We start from the raw sequence: 24065 nt of genomic DNA on the forward strand, positions 1-24065 counted from the left end.
AATGCTAGCAGAAATTATTACTATAGGAGATGAGTTGTTAATTGGTCAGGTGATTGATACAAACTCGGCTTTTATAGCGAAACAACTTAATAAAATTGGAATTTCTGTATACCAAATCACTTCGGTTCAAGACGATAAAGAACATATTATTAGAGCATTAACCGATGCTGAAACTCGTGTTGATATTGTTATTTTAACAGGTGGTTTAGGACCCACAAAAGACGATATTACAAAAAAAACAATTGCCGAATATTTTAATGATACTTTAGTAGTATCTGATGCTGTCTTGAAAAATATAGAAAATATTTGGGCTACACACGTGCGCGGGCATCTACTGCAAGTTAATAAAGATCAAGCTCTTGTGCCTTCAAAATCTAAGGTATTAATGAATCTTTTAGGTACCGCTCCTGGTATGTGGATGGAAAAAGGAGATAAAGTTTTTATATCGCTTCCGGGTGTTCCCCATGAAATGAATGCCTTAATTACCGGGGAAGTTATTCCGAAGTTAAAAAGCAAATTTAATTGTCCGTATATACTTCATAAAACCTTATTGGTGTATGGTCTTGGAGAAAGTGCTCTAGCCGAACGTATTGAAACTTGGGAAAACGAGCTGCCTAAAAACATCAAATTAGCGTATTTGCCAAGTTTGGGTAAAATGCGTTTAAGATTATCTTCTAAAGGATCGAGTCAAATGGAAGTTATTAAAGGTGTTGAAGATCAAATTCAAAAAGTAATTCCTTTAATTAAAGATGAATTTGCAGGTTTCGAAGGTGATGAAGGTTCAGTTGAATTGGTTATAGCCAATCAATTAACCAAATTAGAAAAAACATTGGCCATTGCCGAAAGTTGTACCGGCGGTAAAATCGCTGAACAATTTACAGCCAATTCTGGAGCATCATCTTACTTTAAAGGCGGTGTGGTTACCTATTCTACAGAATCGAAAATGAATCTTCTGGGGGTTTCTAAAGAAGATATTGATGCGCATTCTGTTGTAAGTAAGGTTGTTTGTGAGGCTATGGCAGCAAATGCGCTTAAATTATTTAATTCAGATTATGCCGTTGCTACCACAGGAAATGCAGGTCCAACCAAAGGAGAATCTGAAGCAGAAGTTGGAACCGTTTTCGTTGCTATTGCAACAAAAAACGGCGTTTATTCAGATAAATTTATGTTGGGAAATCAAAGAATTAAAGTCATTGATAAAGCGGTAAATAAGGCTTTGGAAATGCTATTAAAAGAAATTTTTAAAAATTGATAAAAATTAAGTTGCTATAAAGCAAAGTATTTGTATATTTGCACCTCGATTTTAAGCAACAAGAAATTTAAAGTTATATAGAATGTCAAGAGTTTGTGAACTTACAGGAAAGAAGGCAATGGTTGGAAACAACGTGTCTCATGCATTAAATAGAACTAAACGCAAATTTAACGCGAATTTAGTAAAGAAACGTTTTTACATTCCAGAAGAAGACAGCTGGATAACTTTAAAGGTTTCTACATCTGCACTAAAAACTATTAACAAGATAGGTATTTCTGCGGCACTTAAAGATGCAAAGTCTAAAGGATTTTTAAAATAATAGCCACATTAATAAGTAAAGAAAATGGCAAAGAAAGGTAATAGAATACAGGTAATTTTAGAATGTACTGAGCATAAAGAATCTGGACAACCAGGAACTTCAAGATACGTTACAACTAAAAATAAAAAGAATACGCCAGACAGAATGGAGATTAAAAAATTTAATCCAATTCTTAAGCGTATGACTGTTCATAAAGAAATTAAATAATTTAGAATTTTACAATTGTAAATTCCAAATAAAAAACATTTGAATCATGGCAAAGAAAACAGTAGCATCGTTACAAACATCTTCTAAAAGATTAACAAAAGCTATCAAAATGGTGAAATCACCAAAAACAGGAGCTTATATGTTTGTAGAGTCTATTATGGCTCCAGAATTTGTAGATGACTTTTTAAAAGAAAAATAAAATTTTCTTTTTTACAATATTTAAAGCTGCTTTCTTATTAGAAAGCAGCTTTTTTATATTTATATTTGAAGTGTACTGTCAAAATAACAGTATTAATTTATGGTAAGATAATTGTTTGGCAATTAAGTGTTTTTGTATGTAATACAATATCATTTTTAGTTAAATAAATTTAGTAATCAACCAATCGAATAAGACATGAGTTTTTTTAAAAAAATATTTTCTTCAGAAAAAAAAGAAACCTTAGATAAAGGACTTGAAAAATCTAAAACTAGTTTTTTTGGGAAATTAAGTAAAGCCGTTGCAGGTAAATCTAAAGTAGATGATGAGGTTTTAGATAATTTAGAAGAAGTACTTGTTTCTAGTGATGTAGGCGTTAATACGACACTTAAAATTATTGAGCGTATTGAAGAACGTGTATCTAAAGATAAATATTTAGGAACAGACGAGCTTAATGTTATTTTGCGTGAAGAAATTGCTGGATTATTAAGTGAAACCAATGTAGGAGAGGAAACAGAGTTTAATATTCCACAAGCTAATAAACCGCATGTAATTATGGTGGTTGGTGTTAATGGTGTTGGTAAAACAACAACCATTGGCAAATTAGCTTATCAATTTAAAAAACAAGGACTTAATGTTGTTTTAGGTGCAGCCGATACTTTTAGAGCGGCAGCAATCGATCAGTTGCAAGTATGGGCCGATCGAGTAGGTGTTCCTTTGGTTAAACAATCTATGGGTAGTGATCCGGCTTCTGTTGCTTTCGATACATTAAAAAGCGCTGTGAGTCAAAATGCCGATGTTGTTATTATCGATACCGCTGGTCGTTTGCACAATAAAATAAATTTAATGAACGAGCTTACCAAGGTAAAGCGTGTCATGCAAAAAGTAGTAGATCATTCTCCACACGATGTTTTGTTGGTTTTAGATGGCTCTACGGGACAGAATGCCTTCGAACAAGCCAAGCAATTTACTTCTGCTACCGAGGTTACATCTTTAGCTGTAACTAAATTAGATGGTACTGCTAAAGGCGGTGTTGTTATTGGAATTTCCGATCAATTTAAAATTCCTGTAAAATATATTGGAGTGGGAGAAGGCATTGAAGATTTACAGGTCTTCAATAAATTTGAGTTTGTAGATTCCTTTTTTAAATAATTTTAACTTTTTTTTATTACTAAATAGTACGATACGTTGTTTTAAAAGAATGATGTACTCATATATTTTCACTATTTTTAATGAAAAAAAGCTATGAATCGCATTGTATTACTATTGTTTGTAATTACTATAAGTGCTTGTAAAAGTAAAATAGAAATAAAACAAACAGATGTGTCAAATCCCGATTCGGTTAGAGTAAAAGATTTCCGCGAATTTAAAGTCTTAGATTCCAAATACATTAATACATCTCAACTCTGGGAACCTTTCAATAAAGATCTAAAAACCTTTACTGAAGAGGTCTACAACCGTTTAAAGCCTCTTATTCTTGAACAAGACATTTTAACTATCCAAAAAAATATTCAAGAGCATAAACTTACATACGAGAATTTAACTAAGTTCTATCTATATCGTATTCGAAAGTATGATAGAGAAAATAATTTGTCTTTAAATTCGGTTATTTCTCTAAATCCTTTTGTTATTAAAGAAGCAAAACAAAAAGATAAAGCATTATTAAACAGAAAGTTTAAACATGCCATTTTTGGTATGCCTATTTTATTAAAAGACAATATTAATTCCTTAAATATGCCCACAACGGCAGGTGCTGTTGTATTGCAAAATAACACAACCGACGATGCTTTTATTGTAAAACAATTAAAAAGTAACGGCGCATTAATTTTAGGAAAAGCCAATTTAAGCGAATGGGCTTATTTTTTCTGTGGCGATTGTCCAAGTGGATATAGTGCCGTTGGCGGACAAACACTTAATCCGTATGGAAGAAGATCCATCGATACTGGCGGATCGAGTTCTGGAAGTGGCGTGACAGTAGCTAGTAATTTTTGTGCGGCAGCCGTAGGTAGCGAAACTTCTGGATCTATTTTATCGCCTTCCAGCGCAAATTCTGTTGTGGGATTAAAACCAACTATTGGTTTATTAAGCAGAAGTGGGATTGTGCCAATTTCTTCAACCCTAGATACACCCGGGCCGATGACTAAAAATGTTATAGATAATGCCATTTTGTTAGATGCCATGGTGGGATTTGATGCGACCGATTCGAAATCAATAAAAATACCTCATACTTCAAATTATTTTGATGATTTAAATGAAAGTAGTTTATCGGGGAAACGTTTTGGGGCTTTTAAAAGATTAATGCAAGATTCATTATATGTTTCAGCTATAAATAAATTAAAATCTAAAGGTGCTTTGGTAATTGTAATTGATGAAGATAACATGCGATTGCCTAATTTTTTAAGACTTCTTAATCTAGACATGAAAAATGATTTGCCAGTTTATTTAAATACTTGGGCAAATAAATCGATAGAAGTAAAATCGGTTAAAGATGTTATGGCGTATAATAAAAAAGACTCCTTAAATATCATGCCTTACGGACAGTCTTTATTTAGAGGTATTATTGCCGATATGGCTACCGACACCGAATTTAAAGCCATAAAAGACACCTTAAAAACAAGTGGCAGGTTGTTTTTTGATAAACCTATGGAAACTTATAATTTAGATGGATTTTTATCTATTAATAATTACCACGCTGCTTTTGCTGCAGTTGCAGAATACCCAGCTATAACAGTTCCAATGGGGTATATGAAAAACGGCACGCCAAAAGGCTTTACATTTATTAGTAAACCTTTGTCAGAAAAGCAATTACTGCAATGGGCTTATGCTTACGAGCAAGTATCAAAAATGCGCAAAACACCTAGTAATTATAATTAAAATAACATATCAACCTAATGAAAACATATTTTATAATAGCTTTATTTTTATTGAATTATTTGAATGTTCAAGCTCAAGATGAAGCACAATGGTTACGTAATCCTTGTATTTCTCCCGATGGTTCCACCATCGTTTTTAGTTATCATGGTAACTTATATCGTGTAAGCTCAAATGGTGGCGATGCAGTTGCAATAACCACAGGCGATGCTTACGATGGGTACCCTATTTACAGTCACGATGGTAAAACAATTGCCTTTGCAAGCGACCGTTACGGGAATTTTGATGTTTTTACAATACCCGCTGAAGGAGGTTTGTCAACTAGATTAACTTTTAACAGTGCCAACGATTTCCCTAACGATTTTACAGTAGATGATCAAGAGGTGCTTTTTGGAAGCGGAAGAGAAGCTCCAGCAGCTAGTGTACGGTTTCCTTCACCCAGATTGTTTCTAAATTTGTATAAAATACCCGTTACAGGTGGGAGACCAATTTTAGTGTCGGCTGCAGGAGCAGAAAGTGCTCGATATAATAACAACGGTACAAAAATAGTATTTCAAGACAGAAAAGGTTACGAAGACGATTTACGAAAGCATCATGTATCTTCCGTAACTCGCGATATTTGGATTTTTGATGTCAACAAAAACACGTACACCCAAATAACAAATTTTGTTGGCGAAGATAGAGAGCCTGTTTTTAATAATAATGCGTCCTCTATTTATTATTTGAATGAAAAAAATGGTACTCAAAATCTGTATAAAATGGATTTAAGCTCTAAAAAAGATGTGTTACTCACTAATTTTGAAGATTTCCCAGTAAGGCATTTAAGCATTTCAAAAAACAATACGATGGCGTTCACATGGAAAGGAAGTATTTATACCTTTTCTGAAGGAAGTGAACCAAGGAAAATATCAATACGAGTAAAAGATGATTCTGCATACGAAACCATAAAAAATGTTGATATTAATGATGTAAGTGAATTTAAAGTTAGTCCAAATGGAAAAGAAATAGCCTTTGTAAACCGTGGTGAAGTTTTTGTAACAGGGGTTGATGATTCTCGCACAAAACGCATCACCAATACACCAGAGCAAGAACGCATGGTTAATTGGTCGCCAGATGGTAAAACCTTATTGTTTTCTGGTGAACGTAATAACAGTTGGAATATCTATAAAGTAACTTTAACCAGACCCGAAGAAACCTATTTTTTTGCAAGTACAACTCTTAAAACGGAGCCATTAATTGCTACATCGGCTGAGGAATATCAACCAAAATATGCACCAGATGGAAAAAAAGTAGCATATGTAAAGGATAGAAATATCTTGCAGGTTTTAGATATAGAAACCAAAAAAGAAGTTACCATACTCCCTGAAGGGCATAATTATTCTTATTCTGATGGTGATTGGGATTTTGAATGGAGTCCAGATAGTAAATGGTTGTTTGTTTCAGACCAAAAAGGCTTTGGTTTTACCAGAAATACAGCACTGCTTAAAGCAGATGGAACTGGAGATTTTATATATCCTGTGAATAGTGGTTTTGGCGAAAATGAACCACATTGGGCTTTAGATGGAAAAATGATGGTTTATGCAAGCTCCAGAGATGGTGAAAAATCTTTAGCGTATAATGGAAGTAGTGAGTCTGATATTTATGCTGTATTCTTAGACCAGAAAGCTTTCGATACTTATATATTAAGTAAGGAGGAATATGAACTTTTTAAAGAAAAGGAAAAAGAAACTAAAAAAGATTCTGAAGAAAAAGAAGACGATAAAAAGAAAGATAAAAAAAATGCTAAGGATAAGAAAGTTGAAGATTTAAAAATTAATTTAGAGAATCTTGATTATCGAAAAATAAAGCTTACTATAAACAGTTCTAATATAAGTGGTTATGTTTTAAATAAAGATGCTAGTAAACTTTATTATTTATCAGAATTCGAAAAAGGCTATGATGTATGGGTAACAGAACCAAGAACTAAAGAAACCAAAATTTTAGCCAAACTTGGTGGTTCCCCTAGCGGAATTCAAATAAGTGAAGATAATAAAACCTTGTTTTTAAGTAATAATGGTCAAATTATTAAACTTGATGCCGATACAGGAAAAACTACAAATATTAAAATTGATGGCGACATGCTATTAGATGCAGCCGGAGAGCGTCAATATATTTTTGATCATGCCTGGTTACAGTTAAAAAAGAAATTTTACGACCCTAATATTCATGGTATAGATTGGCAAATGTATCATGATGAATATGCTAAATTTTTACCATACATAAACAATAATTACGATTTTCAACAACTATTAAGTGAATTACTAGGCGAACTAAATGCATCTCATACAGGTGGGCGTTACACTCATAGGGCGAAAAATGCCGATGTTACTGCTTCACTTGGACTTTTATTCGACGAAAATTATACTGGAGATGGTATTAAAATTAGTGAGGTTTTGTCTGGAGGCCCTTTAGATAATGCAGAAAGTAAGATAAAAAAGGGTGCTGTTATTTTAAAAATTAATGGAGAAGAAATAAAAGCAGATGATAACTGGAACAAGTATTTAAACAACATTAATGGAAAAAATATACTGTTAACAGTAAAAAATGGAACGACTATTTTCGATGAAAAAGTACAACCTGTATCTATGAGAATGCAATCTGAACTCATGTACAAACGTTGGGTGAAGTTAATGGAGCACAAAGTAGATTCTCTAAGTAATGGTAAATTAGGTTATGTGCACGTTAGAGGTATGAATGATGGTAGTTTTAGAGAAGTTTTCGATAATGTTATGGGTAAAAATAGAGATAAAAAAGCCCTAGTTGTCGATACGCGATTCAATGGAGGCGGCTGGCTTCATGACGATTTAAACACCTTTTTAAGTGGAAATTTATATTTAAAATTAGCGCCTCAAGGCAATTTGTTAAAAGGCGGAGAATCATTAACACGTTGGACCAAACCGAGCATCGTTATCATGAGTGAGTCTAATTACAGTGATGCTTTTATTTTTCCATATATATACAAACAGAATGGTTTAGGAAAACTTGTTGGTATGCCAGTTCCAGGTACAGGAACAGCAGTTTGGTGGGAACGTCAAATAGATCCAACCATTGTTTTTGGTATTCCTATGATTGCTACTATTGGAGCGGAGGGAAGACCAACCGAAAATTTACAAGTAAACCCAGATATTGAAGTACCTTTACCCTATAACGACTTTTTAAGTGGGAAGGACCCACAGTTACAAACAGCAGTTAAAGAATTACTCTCAGATATAAAAGAGTAAATAAAAAAGCTTCCAATTTTGGAAGCTTTTTTTAATTTATCAAAGGTAGTATCTCACAAAGTGTGTAAAGTTAAAAATATCGAGGGTTGCAACCCTCGATATTTTTTTGTTTAATTTTAAAATTTACACACTTATGAAGAAAGAAGATTTTCTAAACGACGATTTTTTAAAACAGTTTAAAACAGGAGACGAACTGACCTCCTTTCTAAAATCCATTCAAAAGCGAGGTATTGAAAAGATGCTAGAAGGGGAACTTGATGCTCATTTAGACTATGAGAAGCATCAGCAATCCGATAATAGCAATACCCGTAACGGCTATGGGTCTAAAAAGATAAAAACAGCTTTAGGAGAGACTAATATTAAAGTTCCCAGAGACCGGGACGCTTCTTTTAACCCTATGCTGGTTCCTAAACGCACTAACATGGTTGATGGCATAGAAAACGTCATTATCAGCCTTTATGCCAAGGGTATGAGTAATTCTGATATTGAAGAGCAAATCCGAGAAGTTTACGATTTTGATGTATCCACATCTACCATATCACGTATCACAGATAAAGTTACCAATGATATTGTTGCTTGGCAAAACAGACCTCTGGAGCCCGTATATTTAATTACTTGGATGGATGGCATCGTATTTAAGGTTCGGGAGAACTCCAAAGTCATTAACAAAACCATGTACATCGCCGTAGGACTGCGTAGAGATGGTAAAAAGGAAGTCTTAGGGCTTTGGTTGGGGAAGAATGAATCGGCAGCCTTTTGGATGAGTGTACTAACCGATATGAAAGCCAGAGGCGTTCAGGATTTGCTTATCACGGCCACAGATAATCTTAACGGTTTTACCGACACCATTAAAAACGTTTTTCCTGAATCTAAAACCCAAATCTGCGTGGTACACCAGATTCGTAATGCTTGTCGGTATGTTGTTTGGAAAGACAAGAAAGAATTTACAAAGGACATGAAAAGCATCTACGATGCACCCACCAAAAGTGCAGCAAAAGCCGCCCTAGAAGACTTTGCTCAGAAATGGGAACACAAGTACTCTTACGCTATTAAAAGCTGGAGAGATAACTGGGAAGAACTTACCGCTTTCTATGAATTTCCTTTAGAAATTAGAAAAATCATTTACACTACGAACCTTATTGAAAACCTTAATGGAAAAATCAGAAAATACACTAAAAACAAGCTCTCATTCCCAACAGATGAAGCTGTTATGAAGTCCACTTTTTTAGCCCTTAGAGAGGCTACCAAAAAATGGTCGATGCCTATTAGGAACTGGGGCATTATTTTAAACCAGTTTTTAACTATATTTGAAAAAAGGGTTCAACTTTAAAAAAGTTAAACCCTCGATTTTTAACTTACACACTTTACGGGATAGTGTCTTATCAAATCATTTATTTTTTTCCATAAATCATTATCGAAATTAGATAAAGCAAAATTTTCACCATCGGCAACATCACCCATTCTAACAATTACCAGTTTTTTACTAGGTACGATATATAATTTTTGGTCGTTTTTACCCAAAGCGGCATACATGTCTTGAGGCGCATCAGGTATTAGACTCCCCTTAAATTCAAATTGAGTTTGCGGTAAATGATAAGTAGATTTTCCGTTTAACCACCATAAGTAACCATAAGCTTCGTTAATATTTTGTGAGGTATTGGTAGCTTCATTTAAAAACAATTCGGGAACAATTTGTGTGGTTTCCCATTTCCCTTTGGCATAGGTTAATAATCCAAAACGTGCCATGCTTCGGGTGTCGCTCCAGTAAACGCTTAAACTATTTAAATCTATCCAGTTACCAGTCATGCCTATTTTATCTCTCAATTTCAGGTTAAAATAGTTGGTCCAGGTTTGTTTACTTGATGCAGCAATAACATCTTGCATTTTAACATATACATTATGATATGCCCATCGTGTGCCAGCATCGGCAATGTATTTTAGGTTTTCAGGCGAGACCACATCACCTGCAGTATCATCTAAGCCCGAATTCATAGAAAGAAGGTTTTTACAAGTTATTAAATTTTCTTTTTCCAAAGGAGCGCTAGTCCAACCCGTTCCAAGGTAAGTAGATACTTTGTTATTTATATTTATAAAACCTTCATTTTGTGCAATACCAGATACAGCAGTAGTTAACGTCTTGCCGGCACTTGCCCAATACCAAATTTTACTTGCACTATGGTTATTAAAATAAGCTTCAACAACAATTTTTCCGTTGTGTAAAATAATAAAACCTTTGGTGTGTTTAGTTTCTAAATAATTTAATAATGGTGCTAAGGCGTTTTGGTTCCAACCTAATTCTGATATGGATTTTGTTTCCCAAGAACTCGAGTTTATAGGCGGAAAATAAATAGATTCATCATTAATATTGGTATCTAGGGGATTGTCATCTTTTGAACAGCTTAAAATTAAAGTAAAACTTATAAGTACAAAAATAAGATGCTTTTTCATAAAAGTAGATTTGTGTATTAGACTCACTAATATATTAAAGGTTTAATTAATGTGTATCAATGCCTTATCTTAATCGTTAAATAGCATTCGTTAATCCATAATCATTGTGTATCTTTGCGCCCTGATTTATAGAAAGTATGCGAACAAAATCTCTTAAAAAAAACAGAATAAATGTAGTAACGCTTGGTTGTAGTAAAAACGTTTACGACAGCGAAGTTTTAATGGGGCAATTAAAAGCCAGTGGTAAGGATGTAGTTCATGAAGAAGAAGGTAATATTGTTGTAATTAATACTTGTGGGTTTATTAATAACGCCAAAGAAGAAAGTATTAATACCATTTTGGAATTTATGCAAAAAAAGGAGGATGGAGAAGTAGATAAAGTGTTCGTTACTGGCTGTCTTTCTGAAAGATATAAGCCAGATTTAGAAAAGGAAATACCCAATGTAGATCAGTATTTTGGTACTACAGAATTACCAGGTTTATTAAAAGCTTTGGGTGCCGATTATAAACATGAATTAATTGGAGAGCGTTTAACAACAACCCCAAAAAATTATGCATATTTAAAGATTGCCGAAGGTTGCGATCGTCCTTGTAGTTTTTGCGCCATTCCTTTAATGCGCGGAAAACACAAGAGTACACCAATAGAAGATTTAGTTACAGAGGCAGAAAAATTAGCTGCTAAAGGTGTAAAAGAATTGATATTAATTGCACAAGACTTAACCTATTACGGACTCGATTTATACAAAAAACGTAATCTGGCAGAATTACTTGAAGCGCTTGTTAAAGTTGAAGGTATCGAATGGATTCGTTTGCATTATGCTTTTCCAACAGGTTTTCCTATGGATGTTTTAGATGTTATGAATCGCGAGCCTAAAATTTGTAATTATTTAGATATTCCGCTTCAACACATTTCTGATGCTATTTTAAAAAGTATGCGCCGCGGAACTACCAAGGAGAAAACTACCAAGTTACTTCAAGAGTTTAGAGCAGCGGTTCCAGATATAACGATTCGTACCACTTTAATTGTTGGTTATCCGGGTGAAACGGAAGCCGATTATCAAATCTTAAAACAATGGGTTAAAGACATGCGTTTTGAGCGTCTGGGTTGTTTTACTTATAGTCATGAAGAAAACACACATGCCTACACCTTAGAGGATGATGTGCCTGAAGAAGTAAAGCAAGAACGTGCCAATGAAATTATGGAAATTCAATCGCAAATATCTTGGGAATTAAATCAGCAAAAAATTGGTAAAACGTTTAAAGTCGTTATCGATAGAAAAGAAGGTAATTACTTTGTAGGTCGTACAGAATTTGATTCGCCAGATGTTGATAATGAAGTGCTTATTGATGCTACAACCACATATTTAAAAACAGGAGAATTTGCAACGGTGAAAATTACTGATGCTGCAGATTTCGATTTATACGCCGAAGTAATTAGTTGAAAACTAATTACTCGGTGCTATTTTTACAGGAATATGAAACGACATTTCTCGGTCGATGCCTTCATCTGATACCACGTTGTTGTGAAAAACCAAATGACCCGTTTGTGCTTCGCTAACTGTAAAATTTAAAGTAGCTATAAAGGCAGCTGGACCAGTTGTCATCCATTCTCCATCTTTAGAACTCATAATAGCAGACCCTAACGATTTGTTGTTTTTATCAAATAATTCAACGGTTCCTAGTTCGCCTTCGTTTGCTAACCAAGCACCTTCAGAATTAATATTTAAGGTTAAGGGCGATGTAATTGTTTGGTTTGCTTTTACATCAACGCTCGGGTGTTTCGGGTTGTCATCGGTAACTTCTATTTCAACTTCCGGTGTGTTTTCTTCAACCACAACTTCATCGGTGGTTGTATCTTTTTTTGAGTCTTTACAACTTATAAACGATAGGGATATCAACGTTAAACTAAGTAATAGAATTTTAAAGTGTCTCATTTTTTTTGCGATTTTATAAATTGAACTAAAGAAATTATAATAAGAATAGCAAGAATTGGAAAAATTAATAATAAATCAACTCGAATTACAGGATCGGATGGTGGTAATGATTTTTCCCATACTTGCACAGTAATTTCCCAAATGATATAACCAATACAAGCAATAATAGTGAAGATTTGTGTTTTAGTTAGTTTTTTCATTTTGATGGATGGTTTAAAGAAATTACTTTTATTTTGTTCTAATTTATTAAAAATCAACAAAATATTGATGCTTTTCATCTAAAAAATAAAAAATGAATCTTAGATTTAATTAAAACTGAAAATAAATAAATGGTTGAAAATCACTCGAAAATGCCTGATAACAAATAATACCTAAACATACCGCCGATAATACTTTTAATGCCATGGGGCTATTGGCATAAGTGCTTTCAATTTTGTTTTTTATGGGTTGTGGTAACCAATGTGTAATATAACCTAAAAGCATAACCCAAAAAACAGCTTGATAATTTTGTAAAATGTCTAAGGCATGCGACCAATCCATATTATTGGCTATTTGATTGTAAAATCTGGTTATATGCGCCATGCTTTCACCTCTAAAATAAATACGGGTAAAGGTTATAAAAATGAAGGTGATTAAAATTTTCCAAATTCTAACCCCAAAATTATTTAGGTTTTCATACGGACTTATTTTTCTCCAATATTTATAAACCAAAATACCTAAACCATTTAAACCTCCCCAAATAACAAACTTCCAAGAGGCGCCATGCCATAAACCACCTATAAGCATGGTTAACATAACGTTTATATTGGTATTTATATGGTTTTTTACTTTGTGGTTAAATATAGACCATATATATATTAATAAGGCAAGAACTAAAACTGTAATTTGAATTTGAATATTTCCAAAAGCGATTAAAACCCCAATAATAATTATAAATAGAATAATGTAAGAGGCTGCTGTACCTTGGCGATTTCCTCCTAACGGAATGTATAAATAATCGCGTAACCAAGTGGATAACGAAATGTGCCAACGTTTCCAAAAATCTCCGGCATTTATAGCTTTATAAGGTGAATTAAAGTTTACAGGTAATTTGAAGCCCATAAGTAAAGCAAGACCAATAGCGATATCTGTATAGCCCGAAAAATCGCCATAAATTTGAAGTGAATATCCTATCATGGCCATCATATTTGTAAAACCAGAGAACATCTCGGGAGCATCAAAAACCCGATCTAAAAAATGCATCGCTATAAAATCGGCAAAAATCATTTTCTTTATGAGTCCTTTTAAAATCATGAACGTACCAGAATCGAAATCGGACTTCGTTATTTTTGTAGGCTCACCAATTTGTTCTACGAAATTTTCGGCACGAACAATGGGGCCCGCCACCAATTGCGGAAAGAAACTCACATAAAAACCAAAATCTAAAATAGATTTTAATGGTTTAATTTTTCTTCTAAAAATATCGACACTATAACTTATTGTTTGAAAGGTGTAAAATGAAATTCCTACCGGTAATATAATTTTATCTACTGTAAAATAATTCTGGTTGCTTAAGGTGTTTCCCCATTGAGCCAGCGTATTTATTACTTTATAATCGGTATTAAAAAGCGCATTAAATGAATCTGTAAAAAAGTAGGCGTATTTAAAATAACATAAAACGGTTAGGTTAATTACCACACTTAGCGTTACTAAAACATACCTTTTTACAGGATTGTCACTTTTGTAAATACCCTTGCCAATGGTATAATCTACAAGCGTAGAAAATATTAAAATGCCAATAAATAAGCCACTGGTTTTATAGTAAAAGAAAAGCGATATTAAAAACAGATAGCTATTTCTAAGAGCTATTTTTTTATAAACTAAAGCAAAAACAAAATATACACAGGCAAAGAATATCCAAAAATTTGCTTGGGTAAAAATTAACGGAAAGGCTTCCGAAAACGTGAATATATCATGTATTCTATTCATCTAATGTTTTGAAATTATGCATTAAAATTTCTGGATTCTGGTAGGTTGATGTCGCCCATGCTTCAACAAAAGCTTCTAAAAATAAATCGGCTTTAATGTCGTAGCCTAAATAGGTAAAATGAATGCGGTCTTTGGGCATTAATTTATTTTTATACCATTTGTTTGATGAGCCTAAGCCCCCCATAATATCAAATAAATTCCAAACGGCCATGTGATATTTTTGGCCCAATTCTAAAATAATTTGTTCTTGAATTTTAGTATTAGGATTTGGTTTTTTGCGTTTGTAATAATCATCGTTTGGAACCGTTAGTAAAATAGCACAATCCGGGTTGTTTCGCTGAATCATCCAAATAAATGCTTCATAATTAAGCCTAAATTCGTCAGCATTAAAATCGGCTGGTGGCATGTAGGCATCATTTGTTCCGATGGAAATAATAAATAAATCGGGTTTGTATAAATTAAACTGATTTTCGAAAAACGCGCAGCGGTTGTATTTGTTAAAACTCGCTCCATTAACGCCAATACTGGTATATTCAATGCCTGGGTTATCATTCATATACTCTAAGCCCATAAACAAAAATTCCGGGTTAACGGTGGTAGTATCTTTTAATGTAATCGCCACAGCAACCGAATCTAAGGTTTTTGTAAGTTGATATTCTTTATAAAAAGATGCCTTGTTAATACTTTCTGAAGCTACCAACGTACTATCCAAGAATTTTAATTGATAGTCGTCTTTCCAGGTGTTGCAGAAAATTCTTAGCTTGTTAAAATCGTATTTGTTTTTGGTGTAATTTCTATAGTTAGATTTTATGTAAATAGTATCTGCTTTTTCACGAAAAGCAGCCGTAATACCAGCTAAGCCCCACGCAATGCTATCTTTTGAAATGGAACATCGATAGCCTGTCCATTTAGATTTGTCGGCTTCAATTCTGTAATTTATGGGGTTGTTTGTATGTGCTAAATGATAGGGGAATACGAATCCGCGTTGGCCTTGCATATTGAGACCGCTGTTATGAAAATAGGTTCGTAATTTATTAGAATAAATATCTGCTTGAATGTGAGAACCTCCAATATGAAAAATGTGAAATTTTTCTGGAGCCCCGTTGTATATTCTATTTAATTTTTCAAACATAACTTTAAATTGAGGCGATTCATTTACGTAATGAAGCCTGTTAGCCTCAAAATTTATTAAATGACCCAACGTAGGTTTAATGCTGTCTAACACATAATGTTGCGCCAAACAAAAATGAAAGTTCATTAGAATAAAAAAAGCAATTAGTAGGTGTTTCATTTATTTTTTGGTAAGGTCTAGATAAAGGGACATGAAAAATAATTCGGAAATTAATTTATTTCCCGACATAGTAAAATGCGTGTAGTCTGTTCCTGCCAGTTTTTGGTCTACCCAATGTTGCATAGAATTTTCGCCACCCATGGCATCGTACATACTCCAATAAGCCACGTTATTCGACGTACACATTTCTAAAAGTTTTTTATTTAAATAAGGAAGCAGTTTATAGGTGCGCAGCTGGCCGTTTTCGGTGGTGGTCATATCACTTGGGCCTATAAAAATAAAATTTGTCTTGCTTGTTTTTCGTTTAATCCAATTAATATGATTTTGTAAATATCTCGAGTAATTATCTACCGAAGTCGAGTCTTTTAAATACGGTACCGTGTTGCCACCATATTGCATAATAACTATTTTAGGATTTAGCTCGTTTAGCATTTGAGAAAAATTACTGTCGCTGGTGCCTGAAAACACCGTACCAGACGATCCTCGCATGGCCACATTATCTAATGAAACACCTTCGCTTCCGTCTAGTGTTACTCCGTAAAAATCGGGACTAATGATGCTTTCTAATTCAATGCGTAAGCTTTCGGGTGTTGTTGGTAATATTATTTTAAAATTATGGTAATTTCCATCTGTAATTAAATTTCCGCTCTTAACTAAAGTCTCACCATTGTAAACATTAATGGTTGTTGGTGCAGTTGCATTTCCATAATGCAGACCAATATTGGTAAAACTTCTTAAATTGCTAAATGATTTTTTTGAAGGAGAAATTTTAATAGTAGCTTGGACAGAAGGTAATGAATCGAAAATTAAACTGTCTTTTTCTCTGGTATATAAAGGCGTAAAGCGAGAAAACGAATTATAGACACCATACTTTTTATGAGTGAATTTAGTTTCTCTTGGGTTGAAATACGCGTGGCGTGTCCAATTCTCAGAAGGTGTAACCACAGCACTAATATGCTCGTAAGCCTGAACAATAGGTATAAATCCGGGGCCCTTACCATTATATAGGTTCTGAAGTCTGTTTCGTATATATGCTGACATTCGATCGCCTTCTATTTGAGAATCACCGTAATGAATAATACGACAACTACCACTTTGAAGATTGGTTTTAAGTTGATTCAAGAAAGCAGCTTTGTCTTCGGGGTAATTGATGCGGCGTATTTTAGAAGTATCAATTTTATTAAAATCGGGTAGTGTAGGAATGAAAGGTTGTTTTTCAGGTTTAACAAGATCTTCTTTGATTTCGGTTGTTTCTTCCTGATTTTCAACCACCACTTCAATATTATTCAAAATACTGTCAACCGTTTTAATTTTTTCTTCCTTTAAAGCGGTTTCATTCATTAAAAATGTTTCGGTAGTAGGGAATTTAACCACCGTACTGCCTATAACGAAGCCGTCTTGTATTTTACCATTGGTTAACTCGTTAGCTTTACTCAATTTGGTAACTAAAAACAGCAGAAGTAAAGATATTATGATAAAAAAAGCAATTTTCTTTGGTTGATAGTTCATTAAAATGATTTAATAACAGGTTAAAACTAATAAATAAATGTGTCTTTTCTAAATAGTTATTAAAAATTAACCTTTCAATTTTACGTAGCAAATGTAGTATCTAAATTATTATATTTGATCAAATTATTACACTTTGGAAATATTTAATTTTTCGGCATTTTTACAAGATTATTTTAAAACATCCTATCACGTTTTAGATTCCTCTATTCAAAAAAAAGATTATGTTTCTTTGGACTTATCTGTTAAAAATCAAGCGCTTGAATGTTTTGATTTTTCTGTTTCCAACAATTTGAATACTTATATAAATACTTTTCTGTTTGAGAGAAATGCTAAAGTTGCCTTTGGTGGTTATTTAGAAAAACGCAATTTGTATAAGAGAAGTAATTATTTTAACGATAACACCTTAGAAAACGAACGCAATATCCATTTGGGTATCGATTTATGGTGTCCAGCACAAACACCTATTTTCTCTCTGTTTAATGCTACCGTGCACAGTTTTAAAAATAACACACAATTTGGCGATTACGGGCCAACCATTATTTTGTGCCATCATATAAACGAGGTTGTGTTTTACACACTTTATGGCCATTTAAGTTTAGAATCTATAGCCAATTTAGAAATAGGGCAGGTGTTTAAACAAAACCAACAAATTGGTGCCTTAGGCGAATCTCAGGTAAATGGCGATTATCCGCCCCATTTACATTTTCAAATTATTAAAGATTTACAGGGTAATTTTGGTGATTATCCAGGTGTTTGTAACGAGTCACAAGTCGATTTTTATAAAATAAATTGTCCAGATCCCAATCTTATTTTAAAATTATAATTTAAACAGGTTTTAAGTTTACAGCAAAAAAAATATCCTCATTTAGGAGGATATTTTTTTAATTTTAATTTTGAATTTACACAACACCTAAGGTGTAAAGTTGTTCCATAGTAGGTGTTTCGCTACCACCAGCAGGTTCTAACGTAATACCGAAGGCCTCACTTTCGTTAGCGTTTTTAATTTCGAAGATTTTGTTTTCATCGGTTTTAAAATCATCAATAGTACCTAAACTTGTAGGTGTTAATGGGCTTAGTTTTAAAGACCATACTTGATAAACCTTACCTTCTGGAGGTTCCGGTAAACCTTGTGCGTCTAAAAATATACGACCTGCATTTTTATCCCAATATACTTTGGCATAGGTGCTTTCAAAATTAGCTTGTCCGGCCAGCGTTATTTTAGTAATATTATCGTCTCTTAAAACACTTATTAACGTATTAGCTTCTTCAAGGCTGTTTTTAGAATTGGCAATTTGAGTCTCTAAAAGCGCTTGTTTTGTTTCCGCTATTTGTACATTAGATTGTAGTGTTTTATTCTGATTAACAGTATAGAGCAAGCCAACACCAAGCACTATAGAAGCTGCCCAACCAGTATAGGTAATCCAGTTGTATTTAGGTTTTGTAATTGGTATAATTTTACTTGTATTACTTGTAAAACCTAGCTCTTTTTTAATAGCGTCTAGAATGTTGTTTTTATTCGATTTTGGAGAAACAGAGGCTGTCAATTTTAAAACGGCAGATTCAATTTCCAGTACTTCCTGAAGTATTTCGGGGTATTGTAGCATGAGATTAAACACTTCTTCATTTTCTTTTTCAGAAAGTGCTCCTGCAACATATAGTTCCAAAATTCCAGATTCTATGTATGCTTTTGTGTCCATTTTAATTTAATACCAAGTTTCTTAATTCATTAATGCAGTTTCTGTTTCTAGTTTTAATGGTACCTATTGGCATATTCAAAGCTTCAGAAGCTTCGGTTTGTGTGTACCCTTTAAAATATAAAAGTTCAATAACTGCTTTACATTTTTCGGCAAGTTTCGAAACAAATTTTCCAATACCAATGGCGTCGGTAGAATGGTCTAGATTATCATTGCTTTCAATTATATCTACGAAAAAATCGGAATCAAGGTTTTGTTTTGATTTTTTATAATTCTTAGATCTTGTTTTATCTATGGCAGCATTGCGCGCAATGTTTAAAATCCAAGTAAAAAACCGACCTTTTTTTGCAGAGTAGTTATCGGCATTATGCCATGCCTTTATAAATACATCTTGCATAACTTCTTCAGCAATATCTTGGTCTCTAACAATATTAAAAATAACACCTTGCATGCTATCTCGATACATATTATATAAAGCTTCAAAAGCTTTCTCGTCTTTTTGCTGAAATTTTTCTATTAAAAGTTCTAATTGCATTAAGCTATTTTTATTTATCGAATGTAGGAAATTAAAAAATAAAAAGCTACTTCAAAATAAAGTAGCTTTTTGTTAATTGTGTAAATTTATAGTTATTCAATAATACCGCCACAGCTTACACGGCCTCCTGCGTCTCCGGTAGGTTGCGTTGTGAAATCATCGGTTCCTGCATGCACAATAATAGCTTTTCCTAAAATATTTTTTGTATTGTCATCACAACCAATACACCATTCGGTGGTAGAAAACTTGATGGTTGCCATACCGTTTTCATCTGCTGTGAAATTTCCAATATCACCTTTGTGGTATCCAGTTTCTGCTCCCCATTTACCATGTGGTTGGTTGGTTGGATTCCAGTGCCCACCAGTCGATTTTCCATCTGGCGAAGAACAATCCGACGATTCGTGTACGTGGATGGCATGCGTTCCTGGCTCTAAGCCTGTTAAGGTTGCTAACATACTTATGCTGCCGTTTTCTTCTGTAAATACGGCGGTTCCCGAAACATTACTATCGCTTTTAGGTTCTAATTTAATTGTAAAAGTTTTTGCAATTGCTGGTTGAGGTTCTGTAATTTCTGTTTCAGTTACTTCAACTTCTTTTTTTGTTTGTTTACAAGAGCTTAAACTTATGGCTAACACCAAGGCTAGAATACTTAAATTTTTCATTTTTTTTCATTTTTTTTAATTACTCGAAAGTTAAAAGAATAATTAGGGAATTCAAAATTATATCTGATTTATATCATATTTTTAAATACCTCGTTTCTATAGTTTTGACGTATAAAAGTTAGGTATGTTAAGCAATTTAGTAAATAAGTACAATATTTCGGGGCCACGTTATACAAGTTATCCAACCGTTCCTTACTGGAATGAAAACACGTTTTCATCAAAAAAATGGGAAGCCACTTTAACCCAATCTATTGCCGAAAGTAATGCTTCAGAAGGCATAAGTCTTTATATTCATTTACCATTTTGTGAGAGTTTGTGCACGTTTTGTGGTTGTAATAAGCGCATCACCAAACAACATCATGTCGAGTCGCCATACATACAAGCGGTATTAAAAGAATGGCAGATGTATTTGGATTTGTTTGATGAAAAGCCTATTTTAAAGGAGTTGCATTTGGGAGGTGGTACTCCAACATTTTTTAGTCCAGAAAATTTAAAATCTTTAATTGAAGGTATTTTGAAAGATGCCGAACTTGCTAAAAATTACGAGTTTAGTTTTGAAGGACATCCTAACAATACAACCCGCGAACATTTGCAAATGTTATATAATTTAGGATTTAGACGGGTTAGTTTTGGTGTTCAAGATTATAACGAAACCGTACAAAAAGCAATTCACAGAATTCAACCTTTTGAGCATGTTAAAAAGGTAACAGATTTAGCGAGAAACATAGGTTATACATCGGTAGGACACGATATTATTTTTGGATTGCCATTTCAAACCATAGCTCATGTGGAAGAAACCATTTTAAAAACAAAATCGTTATTACCCGACAGACTGGCTTTTTACAGTTATGCACACGTACCTTGGATGAAAGGAAATGGGCAACGCGGTTTTAATGATGCCGATTTACCAAGCCCAGAACAAAAACGAAAACAATACGAATTGGGTAAAAAACTATTAGCCGAAGTAGGTTACATGGAAGTTGGAATGGATCATTTTGCTTTAAAAACCGATAGTTTATATCAATCGATGATTTCCGGCCAGTTGCACAGAAATTTTATGGGCTATACAGCTTCTAAAACACAAACCATGATAGGTCTAGGTGTTTCTGCCATAAGCGATAGTTGGTACGGATTTGCTCAAAACGAGAAAGACATTGAAGATTATTATCAGGCTTTAAATGAAAACAAATTACCTGTATATCGCGGGCATATTTTAAACGATGAAGATTTAATAATAAGAAAACATATTTTAAATTTAATGTGTCAGTTTGAAACATCCTGGAATTCAAATTTATATTTTAATGAAATACCAGAGGTTTTAATACGTTTAAAAGAAATGGAAAAAGATAAACTGTTAAGTATTTCTAATAAAACGTTAAGAGTCACCCAAAAAGGACAACCGTTTGTTAGAAATATTTGTATGGCTTTCGATGTGTTACTACAACGAAAACAACCCAATGCACCATTATTTTCAATGACCATTTAATCATAACAATATTTAGGTGAAAGTCACCAAAGCATTAACCAAAATTCTTGTTTTACAGGAATGAAAACAAAAAATAAGACATCATGAAAAAAATTATTGTACCTATAGATTTTTCTGAACATTCAGAATATGCATTGAGAACCGCTGTAAAATTAGCAGCAAATGGAAATGCCGAAATATTAGCTTTGCATATGTTAGAGATGTCCGATTTAATGTTAACGGCTTCCGACGGACTTCAATATGAAAAAGCCAGTTTCTTCATAAAATTATCTGAACAAAAATTTGAAAAGTTTTTAGATAAACCATATTTAAAAAATGTAAAAATAACACCAATTATTAAACATTTTAAAGTGTTTAGCGAGGTTAACGATGTAGCAAAAAAACACGATGCCGACATTGTAGTTATGGGCTCTCAGGGCGCCAGCGGAATTAAAGATTTCTTTATTGGGTCTAACACAGAGCGTGTGGTAAGATACTCAGATATTCCAGTTTTGGTAGTAAAAAGTAATGTAGACGATGTTAATTTTGAAAATGTTGTTTATGCTTGCGATTTCTCTGAAGAATCTATTAAAGCCTATATAAATGCAACTAAAATGTTTAATTATTTGAATGCAAAAATGACATTGGTGTATGTAAATCTTCCAAACGATTCTTTTAAAAGTACAGCCGAAATTGAAAAACAAGTGGTTAACTTTTTCACTAAAGCCGATGGATCCTTAGATAAAATGAAAGATGTGTATTATGTTGCCGATTACACCGTAGAAGATGGTATTTTAAATTTTGCTAAAAAACAAGGTGCCGATCTTATTGCCATGCCTACACACGGCAAAAAAGGTTTAGAGCATTTCTTTGAAGGTAGCATTGGCGAAGATGTTGCAAATCATGCAACTTTACCAGTAATTACTTTTAAAATTTAGTTAAAACAAAAAGCTAATAATTTTAAATAAGTTATTTAAATTTTTATAATTCGAATAGCTAAACTGATTAAAAATGAATAAAAAAAAGAGCAACTTTAATAAGTTGCTCTTTTTTTTATTCATCTATATTCGAAACAGCCAACACGTTAAATAAGCTGGCTTTGGTGTTAAAATATTCGTTTTCTAAAGCAATAGCTTTTAGTTCGGCATCAATTAGTTTCGATTCTCTTGAGTTTACTAAAAATAATGAACTTTCACCTAAAAATAATTTGCGCACTTCGGCAGTTAACATAGCATTATAATCGCTTACCATTGTTTCTAAAAAGGCATTTTGTTTGGTAAACGATTCCAGAGTTTTATTAATAGCGGTTATTTTGTTAGATAACATAACACGAGAGCTTTGTAATTCAAACTGCGTGTTTTGTAATTTCAATTTAGCCAATTTTAAATCGGCACGTTCTTTTCTTAAAAATAGAGGAAAACTAATATTAAGTCCGCTTTTATAATTAGCAGTATTAAACGAGTTGCCTATATCGGGGGTTTGTGATAAGAAATTGTATTGCAAATCTATTTTTGGTAATAAATTATTTGCTTTTAAACGCCTTTCAATGGTTAAGCTTTGAATTTTAGTGTCTAACGATCTTATTTTAGGATGATCATCGAGATTTAAACTTTCAACAGCTAGCATTGAGGTATTTAAAATATCATCAATTTTGTCATTTGTATTAGTATCTGGTATAATATTATCTTGTATTTCTATGGGCGTGTTATCATTCAACCATAAAAAATTAGACAATTCTAACGATGCTTTTATATATTTTACGTTTGCTTTTTCTAGGTTTAATTTGCGGTCATTTAATGTTATACGAGCTTCAACTGTATCAATAGCAGCCGATTCACCATATTCGAAATTCGTTTTAATACTATTAAATCTAAATTCGGCATTTTCTAAAAAGTTGCGATAAAGTTCTCTTTCGTTATACGTTTTTAACCACTCAAAATAGGAACGTGTGGCATCAAATAAAATATTGTTTATAGTTATTTGTCTGTCTGCTTGGGCTTGAGTAACATAAAGTTTAGCCTGTTTTAAGGCGGCCATTCTATCGTTAATAAGTAAGTTTTTGGCTAAAGGTACAGAAACTCCAACACCATATAAACCATCATCAGGGATGAAGTTTTCTGGGTTAAGAAAAACCCCTTTAGTCTCATCGAAATTTCCTTTTAATTCAATACCATACCAAGTAGGTATTTTAAATGCGCCATTTAATTTGTCGAAGTATGTCGAGTTTTTAAATTTTTTTCGCTCATAATCTACTTCTAGTTTTGGGTCGAAAGCTCCGCGAGCCTTCATGAGCTTGGCTTCACTTTCGTTTATAATTAAATTAGCTTGTTTTACGATAGGGTGATAGGCTTTTACATAACCTAAATATTCAGAGAGACTTATAACAGACGTGCTGTCTTGTCCGTAAAAAAACAGGCTTGTAAAATATATAAATAGAATGAAAATACGTTTCAT

Annotated in this window: 22 protein-coding genes; 12 read left to right on the forward strand and 10 right to left on the reverse strand. The window is 33.2% G+C overall.

Translation table 11 applies throughout. The features are described 5' to 3' along the window. The first annotated feature begins 1 nt into the window (after position 1). The 8 genes from AW14_RS06860 (at position 2) to AW14_RS06890 (ending at position 9435) form a co-directional block, all read left to right on the forward strand. On the forward strand, positions 2-1252 hold the full coding sequence (locus tag AW14_RS06860) for a competence/damage-inducible protein A (protein WP_044638141.1): 1251 nt from the start codon (positions 2-4) through the stop codon (positions 1250-1252). A gap of 82 nt (positions 1253-1334) precedes the next feature. Further along, complete coding sequence (rpmB, locus tag AW14_RS06865; protein ID WP_044638142.1) at positions 1335-1571, forward strand: 50S ribosomal protein L28; 237 nt, start codon at positions 1335-1337, stop codon at positions 1569-1571. Between the two features lie 24 nt (positions 1572-1595). Continuing rightward, positions 1596-1778, forward strand: coding sequence for a 50S ribosomal protein L33 (gene rpmG, locus AW14_RS06870; RefSeq protein WP_044638143.1), 183 nt, complete (start codon positions 1596-1598; stop codon positions 1776-1778). A 46-nt stretch (positions 1779-1824) separates the two neighbouring features. Then, positions 1825-1977 carry a DUF4295 domain-containing protein gene (locus tag AW14_RS14680; protein ID WP_084708807.1) on the forward strand — a complete coding sequence of 51 codons (153 nt, stop codon included), beginning with the start codon at positions 1825-1827 and terminating at the stop codon, positions 1975-1977. 195 nt (positions 1978-2172) lie between these two features. Continuing rightward, a complete protein-coding gene (gene ftsY / locus AW14_RS06875; protein WP_044638144.1) occupies positions 2173-3126 on the forward strand; it encodes a signal recognition particle-docking protein FtsY in 954 nt (317 codons plus the stop codon). 93 nt (positions 3127-3219) lie between these two features. Further along, positions 3220-4848 (forward strand): amidase family protein, encoded by a 1629-nt coding sequence (locus tag AW14_RS06880; RefSeq protein ID WP_044638145.1) that lies wholly within the window; start codon positions 3220-3222, stop codon positions 4846-4848. A gap of 17 nt (positions 4849-4865) precedes the next feature. After that, complete coding sequence (locus AW14_RS06885) at positions 4866-8105, forward strand: S41 family peptidase (protein WP_044638146.1); 3240 nt, start codon at positions 4866-4868, stop codon at positions 8103-8105. Positions 8106-8238: 133 nt separating this feature from the next. Next, positions 8239-9435 (forward strand): IS256 family transposase, encoded by a 1197-nt coding sequence (locus tag AW14_RS06890; RefSeq protein WP_044637031.1) that lies wholly within the window; start codon positions 8239-8241, stop codon positions 9433-9435. A gap of 20 nt (positions 9436-9455) precedes the next feature. On the opposite strand, the gene AW14_RS06895 is transcribed toward AW14_RS06890, so the two are convergent. After that, positions 9456-10553 (reverse strand): serine hydrolase domain-containing protein, encoded by a 1098-nt coding sequence (locus AW14_RS06895; protein ID WP_044638147.1) that lies wholly within the window; start codon positions 10551-10553, stop codon positions 9456-9458. A 137-nt stretch (positions 10554-10690) separates the two neighbouring features. Between AW14_RS06895 and rimO the strand changes: the two genes are divergently transcribed. After that, positions 10691-11995: a 30S ribosomal protein S12 methylthiotransferase RimO gene (gene rimO, locus AW14_RS06900; RefSeq protein WP_044638148.1), complete on the forward strand. Its 1305-nt coding sequence runs from the start codon at positions 10691-10693 to the stop codon at positions 11993-11995. A gap of 3 nt (positions 11996-11998) precedes the next feature. On the opposite strand, the gene AW14_RS06905 is transcribed toward rimO, so the two are convergent. The 5 genes from AW14_RS06905 to AW14_RS06925 form a co-directional block, all read right to left on the reverse strand. Further along, a complete protein-coding gene (locus tag AW14_RS06905; protein ID WP_044638149.1) occupies positions 11999-12487 on the reverse strand; it encodes a hypothetical protein in 489 nt (162 codons plus the stop codon). Then, positions 12484-12687 carry a hypothetical protein gene (locus AW14_RS06910; protein ID WP_154662130.1) on the reverse strand — a complete coding sequence of 68 codons (204 nt, stop codon included), beginning with the start codon at positions 12685-12687 and terminating at the stop codon, positions 12484-12486. Before AW14_RS06910 ends, AW14_RS06905 begins: the two co-directional genes overlap by 4 nt. A 109-nt stretch (positions 12688-12796) precedes the next feature. Beyond that, entirely contained in the window at positions 12797-14455 is a 1659-nt protein-coding gene (locus tag AW14_RS06915) for an MBOAT family O-acyltransferase (protein WP_044638151.1), read from the reverse strand. Next, positions 14448-15746: a GDSL-type esterase/lipase family protein gene (locus AW14_RS06920; protein ID WP_044638152.1), complete on the reverse strand. Its 1299-nt coding sequence runs from the start codon at positions 15744-15746 to the stop codon at positions 14448-14450. Before AW14_RS06920 ends, AW14_RS06915 begins: the two co-directional genes overlap by 8 nt. Next, on the reverse strand, positions 15747-17255 hold the full coding sequence (locus AW14_RS06925) for an SGNH/GDSL hydrolase family protein (RefSeq protein WP_044638153.1): 1509 nt from the start codon (positions 17253-17255) through the stop codon (positions 15747-15749). Positions 17256-17388: 133 nt separating this feature from the next. Here AW14_RS06925 and AW14_RS06930 point away from each other — a divergent pair, with 133 nt between their 5' ends. Next, positions 17389-18078 carry a peptidoglycan DD-metalloendopeptidase family protein gene (locus AW14_RS06930; protein WP_245617629.1) on the forward strand — a complete coding sequence of 230 codons (690 nt, stop codon included), beginning with the start codon at positions 17389-17391 and terminating at the stop codon, positions 18076-18078. Between the two features lie 76 nt (positions 18079-18154). On the opposite strand, the gene AW14_RS06935 is transcribed toward AW14_RS06930, so the two are convergent. From AW14_RS06935 to AW14_RS06945, 3 genes are all read right to left on the reverse strand, one after another. Then, complete coding sequence (locus tag AW14_RS06935; RefSeq protein ID WP_044638154.1) at positions 18155-18952, reverse strand: anti-sigma factor; 798 nt, start codon at positions 18950-18952, stop codon at positions 18155-18157. A 1-nt stretch (position 18953) separates the two neighbouring features. After that, positions 18954-19484, reverse strand: a complete 531-nt coding sequence (locus AW14_RS06940) for an RNA polymerase sigma factor (RefSeq protein ID WP_044638155.1) — start codon at positions 19482-19484, stop codon at positions 18954-18956. Between the two features lie 92 nt (positions 19485-19576). Then, complete coding sequence (locus AW14_RS06945; protein ID WP_044638156.1) at positions 19577-20146, reverse strand: superoxide dismutase family protein; 570 nt, start codon at positions 20144-20146, stop codon at positions 19577-19579. Between the two features lie 124 nt (positions 20147-20270). Here AW14_RS06945 and hemN point away from each other — a divergent pair, with 124 nt between their 5' ends. Continuing rightward, positions 20271-21632 carry an oxygen-independent coproporphyrinogen III oxidase gene (gene hemN / locus AW14_RS06950; protein WP_044638157.1) on the forward strand — a complete coding sequence of 454 codons (1362 nt, stop codon included), beginning with the start codon at positions 20271-20273 and terminating at the stop codon, positions 21630-21632. 83 nt (positions 21633-21715) lie between these two features. Beyond that, complete coding sequence (locus AW14_RS06955; RefSeq protein ID WP_044638158.1) at positions 21716-22549, forward strand: universal stress protein; 834 nt, start codon at positions 21716-21718, stop codon at positions 22547-22549. A gap of 115 nt (positions 22550-22664) precedes the next feature. Here AW14_RS06955 and AW14_RS06960 read toward each other — a convergent pair whose 3' ends face one another. Then, entirely contained in the window at positions 22665-24065 is a 1401-nt protein-coding gene (locus AW14_RS06960; protein ID WP_084708809.1) for a TolC family protein, read from the reverse strand.

It is taken from the genome of Siansivirga zeaxanthinifaciens CC-SAMT-1, assembly GCF_000941055.1.
GTDB classification, from domain to species: domain Bacteria; phylum Bacteroidota; class Bacteroidia; order Flavobacteriales; family Flavobacteriaceae; genus Siansivirga; species Siansivirga zeaxanthinifaciens.